Annotated in this window: 10 protein-coding genes and 1 pseudogene; 7 read left to right on the top strand and 4 right to left on the bottom strand. The window is 63.3% G+C overall.

Going from position 1 to position 17,163, the window contains the following annotated elements; translation table 11 throughout:
- The first annotated feature begins 10 nt into the window (after positions 1 to 10).
- Positions 11 to 2,716, top strand: a complete 2,706-nt coding sequence (locus NVV93_RS10740) for a LuxR C-terminal-related transcriptional regulator (RefSeq protein ID WP_258250650.1) — start codon at positions 11 to 13, stop codon at positions 2,714 to 2,716.
- Positions 2,717 to 2,756: 40 nt separating this feature from the next.
- On the opposite strand, the gene NVV93_RS10735 is transcribed toward NVV93_RS10740, so the two are convergent.
- The 3 genes from NVV93_RS10735 to NVV93_RS10725 all read right to left on the bottom strand — a co-directional run bounded on the left by NVV93_RS10735 (position 2,757) and on the right by NVV93_RS10725 (position 6,371).
- A complete protein-coding gene (locus tag NVV93_RS10735; protein WP_258250649.1) occupies positions 2,757 to 2,888 on the bottom strand; it encodes a hypothetical protein in 132 nt (43 codons plus the stop codon).
- The gene (locus tag NVV93_RS10730) at positions 2,888 to 4,072 is read right to left on the bottom strand and encodes an acetyl-CoA C-acyltransferase (RefSeq protein WP_258250648.1); all 1,185 of its coding nucleotides are present in this window, start codon (positions 4,070 to 4,072) and stop codon (positions 2,888 to 2,890) included. Before NVV93_RS10730 ends, NVV93_RS10735 begins: the two co-directional genes overlap by 1 nt.
- A 187-nt stretch (positions 4,073 to 4,259) precedes the next feature.
- Positions 4,260 to 6,371, bottom strand: coding sequence for a 3-hydroxyacyl-CoA dehydrogenase NAD-binding domain-containing protein (locus NVV93_RS10725; protein WP_258250647.1), 2,112 nt, complete (start codon positions 6,369 to 6,371; stop codon positions 4,260 to 4,262).
- A gap of 329 nt (positions 6,372 to 6,700) precedes the next feature.
- Here NVV93_RS10725 and NVV93_RS10720 point away from each other — a divergent pair, with 329 nt between their 5' ends.
- The 4 genes and pseudogenes from NVV93_RS10720 to NVV93_RS10705 form a co-directional block, all read left to right on the top strand.
- Positions 6,701 to 8,248 (top strand): arylsulfatase, encoded by a 1,548-nt coding sequence (locus NVV93_RS10720; RefSeq protein ID WP_258250646.1) that lies wholly within the window; start codon positions 6,701 to 6,703, stop codon positions 8,246 to 8,248.
- 146 nt (positions 8,249 to 8,394) lie between these two features.
- Positions 8,395 to 10,734 (top strand): arylsulfatase, encoded by a 2,340-nt coding sequence (locus NVV93_RS10715; RefSeq protein ID WP_258250645.1) that lies wholly within the window; start codon positions 8,395 to 8,397, stop codon positions 10,732 to 10,734.
- 207 nt (positions 10,735 to 10,941) lie between these two features.
- The gene (locus tag NVV93_RS10710) at positions 10,942 to 12,390 is read left to right on the top strand and encodes a DUF1254 domain-containing protein (protein WP_258250644.1); all 1,449 of its coding nucleotides are present in this window, start codon (positions 10,942 to 10,944) and stop codon (positions 12,388 to 12,390) included.
- Between the two features lie 70 nt (positions 12,391 to 12,460).
- Positions 12,461 to 13,034, top strand: a pseudogene (locus NVV93_RS10705) (transposase); the annotation flags it as partial.
- A 553-nt stretch (positions 13,035 to 13,587) separates the two neighbouring features.
- On the opposite strand, the gene NVV93_RS10700 reads toward NVV93_RS10705, so the two are convergent.
- Positions 13,588 to 14,157: a TetR/AcrR family transcriptional regulator gene (locus NVV93_RS10700; protein WP_258250643.1), complete on the bottom strand. Its 570-nt coding sequence runs from the start codon at positions 14,155 to 14,157 to the stop codon at positions 13,588 to 13,590.
- 265 nt (positions 14,158 to 14,422) lie between these two features.
- On the opposite strand from NVV93_RS10700, the gene NVV93_RS10695 reads away from it, so the two are divergent.
- Together NVV93_RS10695 and lpdA are read left to right on the top strand one after the other, a co-directional pair.
- On the top strand, positions 14,423 to 15,646 hold the full coding sequence (locus NVV93_RS10695; RefSeq protein WP_258254337.1) for an MFS transporter: 1,224 nt from the start codon (positions 14,423 to 14,425) through the stop codon (positions 15,644 to 15,646).
- A gap of 54 nt (positions 15,647 to 15,700) precedes the next feature.
- Positions 15,701 to 17,101: a dihydrolipoyl dehydrogenase gene (lpdA, locus tag NVV93_RS10690; protein ID WP_258250642.1), complete on the top strand. Its 1,401-nt coding sequence runs from the start codon at positions 15,701 to 15,703 to the stop codon at positions 17,099 to 17,101.
- Positions 17,102 to 17,163 lie beyond the last annotated feature (62 nt).

Raw genomic sequence — 17,163 nt, 5'->3', positions numbered from 1 at the left:
AGGAGTTCAGATGAGCCAATCACCTCTGTTGTTTAACAGCCAGTTCACACCGCCGAGGATTGGCAGCCACAGTATCTTGCGCGAGCAACTGCTCGTGCGGCTGAGCGAAGCGCGCAATAGCCGTCTGTTCCTGGTGACCGGAGGTGCGGGGTTCGGCAAGACCACGCTGGTGGCGCAATGGCGGCAGTCGCTGATCCAGGGCGGTGCGACGGTGGCCTGGTTGTCGCTATCGACTGACGAAGGCCAGTTGGAGCCGTTTTGCACCAACCTGGTGGGTGCACTGCAACAAGCCGGTATGGCGTTGGAAGGGACGCTGGTGCCTGGCGAAATCGTCTCGGATGACGCGCTGAAACCGTTTCTCTCGCTACTGGTCAACAGCGTGGCCAGGGTCAAGAGCGACCTGTATCTGATCATCGATGACTTCCAGCATGCCACCGATCCGCGTATCGACCGGTTGATACAGGGGCTCATCGAACGAGCTCCGCAGAACCTGCACATTGTCCTCGCCAGCCGGACAGTGCCGATGTTGCTGCTCGGGCGCTGGCGAGCAATGGGAGAGTTCTGCGAGATCGATGGCGAGGAGCTATTGTTCAGCTTCCGTGAAGCCTTCGCCTATCTGCGCAGCCACCTCGATCAAGGCATTGAAGTGGATGTCGCACGCGCATTGCATGACAAGACCGACGGCTGGCCCATAGGTCTACAGCTGCTGGCGATTGCCCTGAAGGCCAATCCGCGCCGCAAGCTCAGTGCAGCTGCATTGCAGCCGACCCGCCAGGCGCTGGGGGCCTATCTCGCGGAGGATGTCCTGGCGGACCTGCCGCCGCCGCTACTGGACTTCCTGCAGAAGATATCCATGCTGCGTCGTTTCAACTCGACCGTGGCCGCGCACATCACCGGGGTGGATGACGCCCAGGCACTTATTCAGGCTATCGAGGCGCGCAATCTGTTCCTGCAGCCGGTGGACGGACCGGGTGACCTGCAGTGGTTCCGCTTGCACCCTATGTTTTCGGAGTTTCTCGCCGAGCAGCTATTGGCTTCTGGGTACGACATACGCTCCTTGCATTTGCGGGCGACCCGCTGGTTCGAGGAGGCCGGACTGGTGGCGGAAGCGGCGCGCCATGCGCTGTTGACGGAAGACGTGGACTACCTGATCGGCCTGCTGGAGCGGATCAGGCCGCCGCTTAAAAGCATCAGTCATCTGAGTGAGTTCATGTGCTGGCTCGACCGGGTGCCGCTTGAAACGCTGGCCCAGCATCCGGAACTCTTCCTGATCGGCATCTGGAGCAGTGTGCTGACCCTGCGTACCGACAAGGCTGAGCAGTGGATCGCAGTCTGGCAACAGGCCGGAGTGGTGCCGGACAGGCGCATGGAACTGGCCGTGCTTAAGGCGGCGATTGCCAACCAGCGCGATGATGTAGGCCAATGCCTGCAACTCCTTGAGCCTCTGGCGGAACAGCCGCTGGATAGCCCGTTCCTCGCGCAGGTGTTTGCCAGTCTCTATATAGGTTGTCTCGGCACTGTAGGTCGCCATCACGACGCGCGCCGCTACTTCAATTCACCGCAGGCGCGTGGGCTACGTGGTAACACGCACGAGATGGCGCTGATCGCAGTCAACTCGATGGCTCACGTCGCACTGTTCGAGGGCAATATGCTGGAGGCCGTGCGAATCGGCAGCGACCTGCTGGCGGAGGCAGAGACCGTCCATGGGCGTCGCTCGGTCAGCGCCTGCAACTGCGCGGCCCTGATGGCGACCGCCTTCTACGAGCTCGATCGAATCGACGACGCCCGCGAGGCACTTTCCAACCGCCTGGACATCCTGCATATCGCCGTTCCCGAACTGATGATCAACGCGGTGTTGTGCTTCGCGCGGCTTCAGTACCTGCAGGAGTCATCGCGCAGCGCGTTGGAGTTCCTTCGGCAGCGCGAACAGCACTTCCGCCGGCTCGGTTCTGACCGGGGGGTGGCGAACATGCTGGCCGAGCAGGTGCGCATGGTGCTCGCCGACGGCGACTGGCGCCACGGTGAAAGCCTGCAGATGGTGCTCGACGACCTGCAAAAGCAGCATCTGGAACCGTGTCCACGGAGTGTGGAAATCAAGGTGCTGGCAACGCTTTCCCTGGCCCGAGTCGCCTTGTCCAGGCGCCAGCCAGAGATGGCCTTGCGGGTGCTGGTCGAGCTGGATGCCTTGGTCAGCGAGTATCAGCGCGGTGTCTGGCGGGTACGCCTGGACCTGCTGCGTTGCCTGGCGTTGGATCAATTGGGTCGCGACATCGAGGCTGGGGAGGCGCTCTGGCACGCCGTGCTCAGTGGCTATCGCCTAGGCCTGTTGAGGACTTTTTTTGACGAGGGCAAGGTCTTGTCGCGGCTGCTGCATGGCCTTGAGTGCCCAGATAATCCGGACCTGGATGCCTACCTCGATCAGCTCAAGCAGAGTCCCGGCCCGGCGCCGGTAGACAGCGAGATTGACGCGCGGATCGATGGGAAAGGCGAGCTCACCCTGCTTACCGATTTCGATGGCGGCCTGTCTTTGACCAAGCGCGAACTGGAAATCCTGGTATTGCTGGAGCAATCGATGTCTAACAAGCGCATCGCTCTGACGCTCAGCCTCAGCTTGCAGACGGTCAAGTGGAACCTGCGCAACATCTTCGGCAAGCTCGGTGTGTCCAATCGCTATGACGCCATCGTCATCGCCCGCAAACGCATAAAGCGCGCCTGAGGACCAACGCTCCGGGGGGGGCAGCCCGGAGCGCCGGTGCCTACAGCGGGTTCACCAAGTGGCCGCCGTCGACCACCAGCACGCTGACGGTCATGTACGCACCAATGCCCCTCGATGCGCCGGTGACCAGCAGCACCTTGCCGTTCAGGGAAAAGCCGTCGAAAGCACTCATCACAACACCTCGAACAGGCCGGCCGCGCCCATGCCCCCGCCGACGCACATGGTGATCACCACATACTTCACGCCACGCCGCTTACCTTCCAGCAGCGCGTGGCCGACCATCCGTGCGCCGCTCATGCCATAGGGGTGACCGATGGCGATGGCGCCGCCGTTGACGTTCAGCTTGGCCGGGTCGATGCCGAGCTTCTCGGCGCAGTACAGCACCTGGCAGGCGAAGGCTTCGTTGAGCTCCCACAGGCCGATGTCGTTGACCTTCAGGCCGTGTTGCCTGAGCAGCTTGGGCACCGCCAGCACCGGGCCGATGCCCATCTCTTCCGGGGCCAGGCCGGCCACCGCGATACCGCGATACAGGCCGAGCGGTTCGAGGTTGCGCTGCGAGGCCAGGCGCGCGTCCATCAGCACGCAGGCGCTGGCGCCGTCGGAAAGCTGGCTGGCGTTGCCGGCGGTGATACAGCCGCCGTCGATCACCGGCTTGAGTTTGCTCAGGTCGTCGAGCACGGTCTGCGGGCGGTTGCCTTCGTCGAGGCTGAGGGTGACTTGCTCGTAGCTGACCGCGCCACTGGCCTTATCGACCACCTGTTTGGTAGCGGTGACCGGAACGATCTCGGCTTCGAACAGGCCGGCGGTCTGGGCGGCGGCGGTGCGCATCTGCGACTGCAGCGCGTAAGCGTCCTGCGCGTCACGGCTGATGCCGTAGCGCGCGGCGACCAGCTCGGCGGTCTGCAGCATCGGCATGTAGGCGTGTTCGGCGTGGCGCAGCACCAACTCGTCGGGCTGGCTGTTGACCCACTCCATGTGGCGGCCTTGCACCAGGCTGATCTGCTCCTGGCCGGCGCCGATGGTCACGGCCATGCCGTCGACCATGATCTGCTTGGCGGCGGTGGCGATTGCCATCAGCCCGGAGGCGCACTGGCGGTCGAGGGTCTGGCCACTCACCGACAGCGGCAGCCCGGAAGCCAGCGCGCTCAGGCGGCCGAGGTTGCATCCGGCGGTTCCGGCGGGCATGGCGGTGCCCATCACGAGGTCGTCGATTTCGCCCGCTTCGATGCCGGCGCGCTCGACCGCGGCGCGGATCGCATGGCTGGCCATGCTCGGCGACTTGAGGTTGTTGAACGCGCCACGGAACGCCTTGGCAATCGGCGTGCGGGCGGTGGAAAGGATGACGGCTTCTTTCATGGTTTGTCCTGTCTATGGGCGTTGGCTTTTTTCCCTCGCCCCTCTGGGGAGAGGGTTAGGGAGAGGGGCGGGCGTTCAGGTCGGCACCTGTGCTAGCCCATTTCCCTCTCCCCCAGCCCCTCTCCCGTAAACGGGAGAGGGGAGCTAATGCAGCGTTTGCCTATGAATCCTGTGCAGTGAGTGGCGATCAGATCTTCTCGATCTTGGTCTTGCCGGCGGCGACCAACCGTTCCAGCAGCGCTGTCGGCTGGAACCACATCTCGCCATAGCCGCCGAGCGTGTCGCGGTAGCGGCGGAGGCTGGCCAGGACGTGGTCGAGGCCGAGGGTCTCCGCGTAATGCATCGGCCCGCCGAGGTGCGCCGGGAAGCCGTAGCCGTTGATGTACACCAGGTCGATGTCGCTGCTGCGCAGGGCGATGCCCTCGTCGAGCAGCTGGATGCCTTCGTTGATCAGGCCGAACAGGCAGCGGTCGTGGATTTCCTCGGCGGAAATCTCGCGGCGGGCGATGCCCAGGTCGGCTGCCACGCGCACCGCCAGCTCAGTCACCAGCGGATCGTCGAGACGCTCGCGGCCCTCGTAGCGGTAGAAGCCGGCATTGGTCTTCTGCCCGTAGCGCCCGAGCTTGTACAGCTCGTCGCCGAGCTGGCAGTAGCTCGGGTCGTGGGCGATCACCGCGCGGCGCGACTCGCGGATCAGGTAACCGATGTCGATGCCGGCCAGGTCCTGCACGGCGAGCATGCCCATCGCCAGGCCGAGGTCGCTGAGCACCTGGTCGATCTGCGCCGGGCTGGCGCCTTCGAGCAGCAAACGATGCGCTTCGCGCGAGTAGGGCTCGAACATGCGGTTGCCGATGAAGCCGAAGCATACCCCGGAGACCACCGGGATCTTGCCAATCTTGCGCGCCAGCTTGAGCGTGGTGGCCAGCGCGTCCGGCGCGGTCTGGGCGGCGCGTACCACTTCCAGCAGGCGCATGACGTTGGCCGGGCTGAAGAAGTGCAGGCCGATCACGTCCTGCGGACGGCGGGTCACTGCGGCGATGGCGTCGACGTCGAGGGTCGAGGTGTTGCTGGCGAGGATCGCGCCCGGCTTGCACACCTGATCGAGGGTGCGGAACACCTGCTGCTTGATCTCCAGGTTCTCGAACACCGCTTCGATCACTAGGTCGGCGTCGGCCAGGTCGGCGTAGTCGACGGTGCCCTGCAGCAGTGCCATGCGCTGTTCCAGTTGCGCCTGAGTGAGCTTGCCGCGCGTGACGCTGATCGCGTAGTTATGGTGGATCTGCGTGAGGCCGCGGTCCAGGGCTTCCGGCTTGAGCTCGAGCAGCGTTACCGGGATGCCGGCATTGGCGAAGTTCATGGCGATGCCGCCGCCCATGGTGCCGGCACCGATCACCGCGACCTTGTTGATCGGGCGCAGCGGGGTACCGGCGGCGATGCCTGGCACCTTGGCCGCTTCGCGCTCGGCGAAGAACACGTGGCGCAGAGCCGCTGATTGCGCCGAGTCCTCGGCTCGCTTGAACAGTGCCTGCTCACGGGCCAGGCCTTCGCTCAGCGGCAGGTCGCAGGCGCTCTCCACCGCGGCGAGCACCAGGCGTGGCGCCAGACGGCTCTTCCAGCGTGGCTCATTAGCGGCGCGGAAACTGGCGAAGAAGTCAGTCGGCAGGTCGGTGGCAGGGCAGGGGTAGGGCGCCGAAGGTTGGGCTGGCACCTGATTGGCGATCAGCTCTCGAGCGCAGGCGCAGGCGGTATCCAGCAGACTCTCGGCGCTGTCGGCGACACGGTCGAAGATGGCGAGCAGCGACGCGCGCGTGGCATCGATCTGCTGACCGGAGAGCATCATGTTGAGCGCCGACTCTGCGCCGATCAGCCGTGGCAGGCGCTGGGTGCCGCCGGCGCCGGGCAGCAGGCCGAGATTGATTTCCGGCAGGCCGACGCGGGTGCCCGGCTCGCCGATGCGGTAACCGCAGGCCAGCGCCAACTCCAGGCCGCCGCCGAGGGCGAGCTTGCCGATCGCGGCGATCAGCGGTTTATCGATCTCGGTCAGGCGCACCAGCAGGCTGGGCAGGTCCGGCGCGGCGAACGAGGCGCCGGTGCCGAACTCGGTGATATCGGCGCCGGCGCAGAACAGTCCGTTGCTGCCGTGGATGATGATCGCGCGGACATTCTGGTCGGCGGCGGCGCGCTCGCAAGCGTCCAGCAGGGCGGCCCGCAGTGGCTGGCCGAGGGCATTGACCGGCGGGCGGGCGAGGCCGATCAGGGCCAGGCCGTCTTCGATGCGGTAGTGGATCAGATCGCTCATGGAGGTTCCTGGTGCGCGTGAAGGTTGTCGAAAGGTCTCGCGCGCTGGCCTGGCCGTATTGCTTGTGAGGGCCACGTTGTTGCCATGAGCGACACACTTCGGCAGCAGAGGGGAGCGGCAGACACATGCAGTGAACCGTAAACCTCAACCTCCGAGACCATCCTGGGGGGTGGGGTTGGCCTGCTCCGGATGGGTTGGTTGGCACGGCTAAGGTATGGGGTGGGCTGGCCGGAAGGAGTGGGGGCGAAACAGGAAGTGGCGAGTAGCATCCGGGCGAAGGGCAACTTCGACCGCCGTCAATGCAAGAGTGGAGAGCTGACGAGATGAGAATGCTGAACAAATGGTTAGGCGGGCTGGTCATGGCGATCTGTATGCCAGTGCTGGCGCAGGCCGCCGACAAGCCCAACATCCTGGTGATCTTCGGCGACGACATCGGCTACTTCAACGTCAGCGCCTACAACCAGGGCATGATGGGCTACGAGACGCCGAACATCGACCGTATCGCCAACGAGGGCGCGCTATTCACCCACGCCTACGGCGAGCAATCCTGCACGGCGGGGCGCTCGGCCTTCATCCTCGGCGAGCATCCGTTCCGCACCGGTCTGCTGACCATCGGCCTGCCCGGCTCCCAGCATGGCATCCCGGACTGGGCACCGACCCTCGGCGACGTGATGAAGCAGCAGGGCTACACCACCGGCCAGTTCGGCAAGAACCACCTCGGCGACCGCGACAAGCACCTGCCGACCAACCACGGCTTCGACGAGTTCTTCGGCAACCTCTACCACGTGAACGCCGAGGAAGAGCCGGAGACCTACTACTATCCGAAGGACCCGGAATTCCGCAAGAAGTATGGCCCGCGCGGGGTGATCCACTCCTACGCCGACGGCAAGATCGAGGACACCGGCCCGCTGACCCGCAAGCGCATGGAAACCATCGACCAAGAGTTCGTCGATGCCACCGCGAACTTCATCGACAAGGCGCACAAGGCCGACAAGCCGTTCTTCGCCTGGTTCAACAGCACTCGCATGCACGTCTGGACCCACCTGAAGAAGGAGTCTGACGGCAAGACTGGCATTGGCCTGTATCCGGACGGCATGGTCGAGCACGACGGTCAGGTCGGCCAGTTGCTGAAGAAGCTCGATGACCTGGGTATCGCTGACAACACCATCATCGTCTACACCACCGACAACGGTGCGCAGAAGGTCAGCTGGCCGGACGGCGGCACCTCGCCGTTCAATGGCGAGAAGGGCACTTCCAACGAGGGCGGCCACCGCGTGCCGCTGCTGGTGAAGTGGCCGGCCGTGCTCAAGCCGGGCAGCCGTTTCAACAACCTGATCGCCCACAACGACTGGATGCCGACCCTGGCCGCCGCTGCCGGCAACCCGAATCTGGTCGCCGAGATGGCCAAGGGCACCACGGCCAACGGCAAGCAGTGGCGCGTACACCTGGACGGCTACGACTTCCTGCCGTTCTTCAAGGGCGAGGCGAAGGCCAGCCCACGCGAGGAGTACTTCTATTTCGGTCAAGGGGGCGAGCTGAATGCGCTGCGCTGGAACGACTGGAAAGTCGCCTTCGCCAGCTTCGAGGGCTCCATCTCCCGCTCATCGCGAACGGTCACCAACTGGCCGAGCATCACCAACCTGAAGGCCGATCCCTTCGAAACCGCGCGCAAGGAGTCGGGGCTATCAGCGCGTTGGGCCGCCGACCAGATGTGGCTGTTCGTGCCGGTGCAGGCCGAAATCGGGAAGTTCATGGCGACGCTGGAACCGTACCCCTTCCAGGAAGGCCAGAACCTCAATCCGGCCAACATCAATTACCAGAGTCTGGCGCTCAAGAAGGCGCTGACGGGCCTGCAGAAGCCGTCCACCGCACAGTGAACCCCGGACCTCCAAGCGCCGCGTTCGTCGCGGCGCTCGTGCCCTCGGCATGGGGAGGGGAGATCACTGTCAGGGCACCCAGAACAACAAGACCAGTAACTCGTGATGCGCGGCTCAAGGCCAGGCACACCGAAACAGGAGCAGGTATGTTCATTCAGAAAAAGGCGCGTGCCCTTGGCTGGCTGCTGGGGCTGTGCGCCCTGGCGATCCAGGCGCATGCCGAGACGATACTGCCGAAACCGGACTACCACTTCCCGGGGTATGTCGGGCGCACCAAACTCGACAGCGACCCGCCCAAATTCCCGGAGGTCGACCGGCCGCCGAAAGGCGCGCCCAACGTCCTGGTGATCCTCCTCGACGATGTCGGCTTCGGCCAGTTCGACGTCTTCGGTGGCGGCGTTGCCTCTCCCGGCCTCGACAGGCTGGCCGCCGACGGCGTGCGCTTCAACCGCTTCCACACCAGTGCGCTGTGCTCGCCGACCCGCGCCGCGCTGCTCACCGGACGCACGCCCCATCAGACCAACACCGGGGTGATCTCCGAACTTGGCATCGGCTACGACGGCTATACCGGCATCCTGCCGAAAAGTACCGGCACCATCGCCGAGATCCTCCGCCAGAACGGCTACGCCACCGCGCAGATCGGCAAGAACCACAACACGCCGCCGTGGGAGACCAGCGAAGTCGGTCCCTTTGACCGCTGGCCGACCGGCCTGGGATTCGATTACTTCTATGGCTTCAACGGCGGTGATACCAGCCAGTTCGAGCCGATCCTCTACGAAGGCCATAGCCTGGTCCCTCGCTCGAAGGATCCGAACTATCACCTGACCACCGATCTGGCCGACCACGCCATCACCTGGGTCAACAAGGGCAAGGCCATCGACCCGCAGCGGCCGTTCTTCCTCTATGTCGCGCCCGGCGCCGCCCACTCGCCGCACCAGCCGCCGGCCGACTGGCGCGACAAGTACAAGGGCCAGTTCGACATGGGCTGGGACAAGTACCGTGAGCTGACCCTGGAGCGCCAGAAGAAGCTCGGCGTGGTACCGGCCAATACCCAGCTGACCCCGCGTCCGGCTGATCTGCCGGCTTGGGATTCCCTGCAGCCCGAGCAGCAGCGCCTGTACTCGCGGATGATGGAACTGTTCGCGGCCTTCAGCGCGCATGCCGACTACGAGATGGGCCGGATCATCGATGCGGTGCGCAAGCTGCCCGATGGCGACAACACCCTGATCATCTATGTGGTCGGTGACAACGGCGCCTCCGCCGAAGGCGGGATGGACGGCCGCACCAACGAGTTCTCGATCTTCAACGGTGTGCAGGAAACCTGGCAGAGCAATCTCAAGGTCATCGACGAACTGGGCGGGCCGAAGCACTTCAACCACTTCCCGTCAGCCTGGGCGCATGCCATGAACGCGCCGTTCCAGTGGACCAAACAGGTCGCCTCGCACTTCGGTGGCACGCGCAACCCGCTGGTCATTTCCTGGCCTGCGAAGATCAAGGACAAGGGTGGCCTGCGCAGTCAGTTCGCCTATGTCTCGGACATCACCCCGACCATCCTCGAGGCGGCAGGCATCGAAGCGCCGAGTGTGCTCAATGGCGTGCCGCAGAAGCCCATGGATGGCATCAGCATGCTGTATGCCTTCGATGACGCGAAGGCCAAGGAGCGTCGTCGAGGCCAGGTGTTTGAGTTGTTCCGCAACCGTGGCATCTACCAGGACGGCTGGTTCGCTTCCTCGGTGGGCTCCAAGCCATGGAATTCGGACCGTGAAGAGTTCGACGTGGATAAGACCACTTGGGAGCTGTACAACATCGACGAAGACTTCAGTCAGGCCAACGACCTCGCCGCGCAACATCCGGAGAAGGTCAAGCAGATGGAACAGCTGTGGTGGGCCGAGGCGCAGAAGGCCAATATCCTGCCGCTGAACTGGGACGGCATAAAACGCTTCAACGCCGAGTTGATGGGCCGTCCGAGTCTGGCCGCCGGGCGCAAGCAGTTCGTCTACAACGGCCCGCTGGCGGCATTGCCCGAAGGCAACGCGCCGGGACTGCACAACCGCTCGTTCTCGGTGACCGCGGAGGTGGAGTTGCCGGAGAAGGCCAATGGCATGCTCTTCACCCAAGGCGGCTCCACCGGGGGCTGGGGCTTCTTCCTCAAGGACGGACGACTGAGCGCCGTGCACAACTTCCTGGGCATGGCCAGCTACCGGGTGGACAGCGAGTCCGTGCTACCGGCCGGCAAAACCACCTTGAAGATGGACTTCGACTACGACGGCAACGCCAAGGACCGTGGCAAAGGCGGCACGTTGCGTCTGTCGGCCAACGGCAAGGTCGTCGCCGAGGGCAGGGTGGAGCGCACCGTGCCGTTCATCTACTCGCTCTACGAGGGCCAGGACGTCGGCCTCGACTCCGGTTCCGCGGTGTCAGCCGACTACACGCCGCCGTTCACCTTCGCAGGCCGGCTGAACCGGCTGACGGTGGACCTCCGTTGAGCCTTCACTGAATCATCAGGGCCCACAATGGGCCTTGGTCTCGCCTGGCTCGTGCAGGCTTTGGCGGGCAGGGTGATTTGTCGCTCGCTTCGCTCACAGGGCAGGTGAAAGCTACGCTTTCACCTGCCCCTCAACTTGACCATTAGGGCTCATGCCAGGCCGCTTGGGCACAGAGCCTCGCTACCCACCGAAAGAGGATAAGCACCCATGCTGAGGAAATGGCTCGTAACCCTTAATGCCGTGGCGATCCTTGCGATCGGCACTCTCCCCGTGGCGGTTGCTCAAGACCATGGCACACCTGCAGTGATGAACCAGCCGGCACCGGCTCAGGCGCTTTCCGAGGAGGAGGCCCATGCCATCGCCAAGGATGCCTACGTCTACGCCTATCCGCTGCTGTTGACGCACATCACGTTGCAGAAGTTGAGCAACTTCGCCGAACCGACCGGGTCGGTCCGTGGCCCGGCCAACCAGTTTCATCACGCCCGCGCGTTCCCGGTTCCCAGCAACAAGACTGTTATCCGCTCGAACGTTGACACCCTCTACTCGGCCGCTGTGCTCGACCTGAAGGACGAACCGATCGTCCTTTCGGTTCCGGCCACCGACCACTACTTCCATCTGCCGATGCTCAGCCTGTGGACCGATGTGTTCGCTGTGCCCGGCACCCGTACCACCGGCAAGAACACCGCGCGCGACTTCCTCGTGGTCGGGCCGCAATGGAACGGCAGCGTGCCGGCGGGCCTGGAGATGATCAAGAGCCCCACTCGCTATACGTGGATCATCGGCCGCACCCAGACCAACGGCGTCGCCGACTACGCCACCGTGCACAAGGTCCAGGACGGCTTCAAGCTGATGCCGCTCTCCGCCTGGGGCAAGGGCGCGTACGTGCCGCCCAAAGGCCAGGTCGACCCGAGCATCGACATGAAGACGCCGCCGCCGGCGCAATTGGACAAGATGGACGCGGCGGCCTTCTTCGGCCGCTTCGCCGAGCTCTTGAAGGACAACCCGCCGAACCCGGTAGATTATCCGATGATCCACCGCCTCGAGCGACTGGGGTTCACGGTTGGCCAGAGCTTCGACCTCGCGGCGGCGCCGGCGAGCGTGCGGCAGGCGTTCGAGCGCGGTTATGCCGACGGCAGGGCGCTGGTGCTGGCCGAGGGCAAGAAGGAAGCCGGCATCGGCGGCAAGGGCTGGGTCTACACCACGCGCAGCGGCACCTACGGCGCGGACTATCTGTACCGCGCCGCCATCGCCCAGTGCTGCGTTGGCGAAAACCTACCGCAGGACGCAATCTATCCCTCGCTGGCGAGCGACAGCGAAGGCCGGCCACTCGATGGCAACAACCAATACGTGCTGCACTTCGAGAAGGGCAAGCTGCCGCCGGTGGATGCCTTCTGGTCGGTGACGGCCTATGACATCGAGGGCTACTTCATCCCGAACCCACTGGAACGCCTGGCGCTCGGCGACCGCGACAAGCTCGTCAGCAACGCCGACGGTTCGCTCGATCTGTATATCCAGGCGGACTCGCCAGGGCAGGACAAGGAAGCCAACTGGCTACCGGTCGCCATGGCGCCGTTCACCCTCCTGCTGCGCCTCTACTCGCCGCGCGAGGAGATCATCGACGGCGTCTGGACGCCGCCAGCGGTCGTCCGCCAGTAATCCGAAGCCGCTCTGCGTCATCGCTGCCGGGGCTGGACACTGCCTTCACCACAAGGCGTGTTCATGACCCCGGCTAGGTCGTGTTTGCATGCCCGAAACTTCCGCTGCGTCATCGGCTCAGGTGCTTGGGATTGCCGAGTGCTTGCCCGGACAGGGCAGGAGGTTTCGAGTCTGGCGGAAGGAGGCGTGCGCTTAAACGCAGTCGGCAAAGCGCCGACCGTGAGCGGGAGCCTTGGCTGCTGGCGAGCAACCTTCCTGAAGTTCAATGGAATGCCGCGCAGATCGTGGCCATCTACAAACGCCGCAAGCAGATCGAAGAAGGCGTTAGCGACGTGAAAAGCGAGAAGCAGGGAATTGGTCATCACCTGCACCGTAGCCACTACCCCAGACGCATCGAAGTGCTCTTACTCATTGCTGCACTGGCCAACTATTTGATTTGCCTGTTGGGTTTGCTAGCTCGCCGGGCCGGTCATGAGCAGCGCTTCCAAAGCAACAGCCTCAAGAGCAAGCGGGTGTTATCCCTGTGGCGATTGGGCTTGGAGTATTGGCGAAACTACGGGCAGGAAATCCATCGGGACGTCTTGGAAGAAATAGAGCTTAGCCTGTGCCTGGAGGCACACCGCCAGGCACAGGGGCTGGGCTAGATTTGTGGGGACCACTCAGGGTCCGGCCGGCCTTTTTGTATCTGGAAGGATCATAGGATTTTCAGTCAATTGCTCTGCCAGCTATGGCTGCAGGAGCGATAGCGGGGAGAGGCGAGACAATCTTCCTTCTGCTTAATATTTGCTACAGCAAATTATTGTTCTGATGTAACTGATTGAAAAATATTGAATTTAAAATTTAGTCAATCCAATCCATCATCGGGGCGACGGAGAAGCGGCGCGAGGGGCCGCGCGGAATTTCAATGGATGTATTCAAAGTTGATCTTCAGCGAGTGACGGGTGCGTATGCCGTGACCGCGAGGCGCACATGAAAAGGTCGGGCCATTATACAGATCATTACCGAAGCCTCAGGCGAATAGGGCAGCTGCCTGTCCGCTTTTAATTCCCTCATAAATCATCGGTTTAACAGCATTTGCGCAGCTGGCTGATGGAATCAGTGCGCTAGTCAATCAGCATTCGCGAACTGCGCTTTTCGCCACGCTCAGGTCAGCAGCTTCTGCTTTGCCCGTCCCCCTTCGTGTTTGTCGCACGGCCATTAGACGGTCTCGGCACTGAAGGTTTGTTTTAGCCAATGTTGGGCGGTTTGCAGCAGGTGATCAGAGAGCTGCGGATCTGCAACGCTGCGCGCCAGCATCAGCGCGCCGACCAGCGCCGAGAGGATCACCACGCTTTGTTCGCTGGCTTGCGGCCCGGAGAGTGTGCCTTCGAGGCTGTTCAGGCGGCTGCGCACCACTTCATCGGTAATCGGGCTGGGTTCGCCGCGCTGGCCGAGTTCCGCCGCCATGGTCGGTAATGGGCATCCCAGGTCGGGTCTGGCGCGGTGGTCGGTGGATAGATAAACGTCGATGAAGCGCGCCAATGGATGGTCCTTGGCAAACAGTTCAGTGGTGCTGGCCTCAAGGTTGCCGGCTGCTACCCGCAGGGCTTGCTGGACCAAATCGTCCTTGGATTTGAAGTGCGCGTAGAAGCCGCCGTGGGTCAGTCCCAATGCCTTCATCAAGGGCTGCAAACCGGTGGCGCCAATGCCATCGCGTCGAAAACGCTCCGATGCTTCTTTGAGGATGCGTTGATTGGTTTCCGCTTTGTGGGTTTCTGAATATCGCACGGTTCATCTCCGCAATGACGAGTGGTGGAATGATATCCGTAATGTTGCGCCCGGTGCATGCCTGCTGCGGCGGACGATCCTTTGGCGTTGATAGCCAAGATTGTTGGTTGACAGGATTATACGTGTAATTCAATCATTGGAATGTTGGTTGTAATCTTACTCATCGCGCGGACATTGGCATGAGCGAGCATCCTGGCGCGAATAGCGCCAGGAGCAATTGCCCGCCGCCTTTCGAGGCCACTCTGTGGAGCGTCGCTACATGACTATGAATCTTCCGCCGCTGCCGTCGCGCAGCCTGTTGTGGCTGCTGGTGTTACTCACCGGCCTGGGCGAAATCTCTACCCAATTACTGATCCCCAGCCTGGCCTCCATCGAAGTTGAGCTGGGTGCGCCGAAAGGTTCGGTGCTGGCCGCGCTGGCCGTGTTCGTCGGAGCGTTCGGTTTGGGACAGCTGATTCTCGGGCCATTGTCCGACCGTATCGGCCGGCGTCCGGTGTTGCTCGGCGGTCTGTCGCTGTATGTGTTGGCGACCCTGTGGATGGCATTCGCCAATGGCATGCAGGAATTCATCGCCGCGCGTGCCTTGCAAGGTCTCGGCGCCTGCGCCGCGCTGGTATTGGCGCGGGCGGTGGTGCGCGATGTGTGGAAGGAGCGCGCTGCGCCAACTTTGGCGTTGACGGTGATCGGCATGCTTTGCGCGATCGTGCTGATGCCGGTGATCGGCGGGCTGTTGGCCACGCACCTGGGCGGTTGGCGTTCGGCGGTCGGGCTTTCCGCCCTGTTGGGTAGCCTCGCCTTGCTGGCGGTGATGCTGGGTTATCGCGAAAGCAACCTGAGCCGCGATCCGCAGGCCGGGCGCATTGGCTCGCTGGTTGGCCAATATGCCAGCCTGCTGGCCGGGCGCTCCTACCGCGCCTTCGCCTTGGCGCTGGCCTGCACCTACGGGGCGATGTTCTGTTTCATCGCCGGTTCCTCGTGGATATTCGTCGGCCTGCTAGGGCTGACGGCGACGCAGTACGGCCTGGTATTCGGCGGCATCGTTTCCGGCCTGATTGCCGGCGCGCTATGCGCTAGCCGGTGGATCACGCGCATCGGCGCCGAACGTTTGGTCGGCATCGGCACCGGCTTGGTCGCGACGGGTGCGCTGGTCACCCTGCTGGTCCATCAAGTCCACGGACTGTCGATCCTCGGCCTGTTTGTTCCGCAAGTCTTGCTGACCTTCGGCGCGGGAATGGTGTTGCCGGCGTCGGTGGCCGGTGCGGTGATGCCCAATGCACAGTGCGCCGGCTTGGCTGCGGGCTTCATGGGGTTTGCGCAGATGGCCGGCGGCATGAGCGCGGGCTTGCTGCTGAGCCAACTGCAAGATGGCACGGCGCTGCCCATGATCGAGTTGCACGGCGTATTCGCCTGCGGCGCATTCATCCTGTTCCAACTATTGCGTCCGCGTAACCCGTTGCTGGTGCCGACCGCTCCGTTGAAAGGCCGTTAGAGCGTCGATTGCCTATGCTGAATTTTCCCTTTATTCACTGAGCAGGAATCGACCATGAGCAGTTATGACGTAGTTGTGATCGGCGGCGGCCCCGGCGGTTACAACGCCGCCATCAAGGCCGGGCAGTTGGGCCTGAAGGTGGCGTGTGTGGAGGGTCGCGAGACGTTGGGCGGGACTTGTTTGAACGTCGGTTGCATGCCGTCCAAGGCCTTGCTGCATGCGTCGGAACTGTACGAGGCGGCCAGTGGTGGCGAGTTCACCACCTTGGGTATCGAGGTCAAACCGCAGCTCAATCTGGCTCAGATGATGAAGCAGAAGGGCGACAGCGTGACGGCGCTGACCAAGGGCATCGAGTTTCTCTTTCGCAAGCACAAGGCCGAATGGATCAAGGGTTGGGGACGAATCGACGGGCCGGGCAAGGTGGTCGTCACCGCCGCGGACGGCAGCGAGCAGGTGTTGCAGGCTAAGGACATCGTCATCGCCACGGGCTCCGAACCGACCCAGCTACCGGGGGTGCAGATCGATAACCTGCGCATTCTCGATTCCACCGGCGCGTTGTCGCTGCCCGAGGTACCCAAGCATCTGGTGGTAATCGGTGCCGGCGTGATCGGCCTGGAGCTCGGCTCGGTCTGGCGGCGGCTAGGCAGCCAGGTCACGGTGGTGGAGTTTCTCGAGCGCATCTGTCCGGGCCTCGACAACGACACGGCGAAGACCCTGCAGCGTTCGCTGAGCAAGCAGGGCATGAGTTTCAAACTCGGCGCCAAAGTCACCGGGGCCAAGGCCTCGGCCACTGGCGTGACGCTGAGCATTGAGCCGGTTAGCGGCGGGCCGGCGGAAACCCTGGAGGCCGATTACGTATTGGTGTCTATCGGCCGCCGGCCCTACACCAAGGGGCTGGGCCTGGAAACCGTCGGCCTGCAGACCGACAAGCGCGGCATGTTGGTCAACGAGAAACACCGCAGCGCGGCGCCTGGCGTGTGGGTAATTGGCGATGTGACCTCGGGGCTGATGCTTGCCCATAAGGCGGAGGACGAAGCGATCGCCTGTATCGAACAGATCGCCGGCAAGGCGGGCGAGGTCAACTACAACCTGATTCCCAGCGTGATCTACACCAAGCCGGAAGTCGCTAGCGTCGGTAAAAGCGAAGAGCAGCTCAAGGAGGAGGGGCGCGCCTACAAGGTCGGCAAATTCCCCTTCACCGCCAACAGCCGGGCGAAGATCAATCACGAGACCGAAGGCTTCGCCAAAGTGCTCGCCGACGAGCGCACCGATGAAGTGCTGGGCGTACACTTGATCGGCCCGAGCGTCAGCGAAATGATCGGCGAGTATTGCGTGGCGATGGAGTTTTCCGCGTCGTCCGAGGACATTGCCCTGACCTGTCACCCACACCCGACTCGCTCCGAAGCGCTACGCCAGGCGGCGATGGATGTGCATGACGAGGCAATGCAGATGTAAAGCGTGCTTCACCCGGGTAAGGCGCTGCGCAATCGGCCGGGTGACCGGCCGATTGCGCAGCC

Source organism: Pseudomonas sp. LS44, assembly GCF_024730785.1.
In the GTDB taxonomy this organism is placed as follows: domain Bacteria; phylum Pseudomonadota; class Gammaproteobacteria; order Pseudomonadales; family Pseudomonadaceae; genus Aquipseudomonas.
The sequence above is the reverse complement of the archived record's forward strand: the minus strand, read 5'-3'. Positions and strand labels throughout refer to the sequence as shown.